Raw genomic sequence first — 648 nt, 5'->3', positions numbered from 1 at the left:
TCGCCGATGACGGGATCGGCATGCCGATGGACGTCGGCGGCGGCCGCACCTTCGGCAAGCGCCTGATCGAGAGTCTGGTGCGCCAGCTGAATGCCGATATCGCCTGGCACCCGGCCAATCCCGGGACGCGGATCGAGATCCGCCTGCCCCGCGGCGGGACGGGCCACAGGGAGTCGATGTGAGTGAACCTCTCCGGATCGTCGTCGTCGAAGACGAAGCCTTGATCGTGATGCAGCTCGAGATCCTGCTCGAAGAGGCGGGGCACGAGGTGGTCGGCACGGCCGTATCCGCGAGGGATGCCGTCGCGGTGGCCCGGCGGACCCGGCCCGACATCGTCCTCATCGACCTGCAGCTGAAGGGCGGCTCCTCCGGCCTCGACGTGGCGAAGGATCTGGCGGACGAGCCCGCGATGATGCTGGTCTTCCTGACCGCGAATGCCAGCCGCTTCCACGACGATTTCGCCGGCGCGGTGGCCGTCATCGCCAAGCCCTTCTCCGAGGCCATCATCGGGAACACGATGGGATTCCTCGAGGAATGCATCCGGACCCCGCCCCCGGTCTCGAACCTGCCCCTCGGCCTGCGCCCGGCCCCCGGACATGTCCCCGGCCTCGGGGCCTGACTTCGCCCCCACCCGCGCGGTTAGGCCGC

Annotated in this window: 1 protein-coding gene and 1 pseudogene; both read left to right on the top strand. The window is 69.4% G+C overall.

Translation table 11 applies throughout. The features are described from left to right. Positions 1 to 182 (top strand): annotated as a pseudogene (locus MBTS_RS23370) (histidine kinase); the annotation flags it as partial. Beyond that, on the top strand, positions 179 to 619 hold the full coding sequence (locus MBTS_RS23365; RefSeq protein WP_192216612.1) for a response regulator: 441 nt from the start codon (positions 179 to 181) through the stop codon (positions 617 to 619). The pseudogene MBTS_RS23370 and the gene MBTS_RS23365, both read left to right, overlap by 4 nt. The last annotated feature ends 29 nt before the right edge of the window (positions 620 to 648 follow it).

Origin of the sequence: Methylobacterium bullatum (assembly GCF_014845095.1) — a bacterium.
Lineage (GTDB): Bacteria > Pseudomonadota > Alphaproteobacteria > Rhizobiales > Beijerinckiaceae > Methylobacterium > Methylobacterium bullatum.
This window is presented reverse-complemented; position numbering and strand designations above follow the sequence as displayed.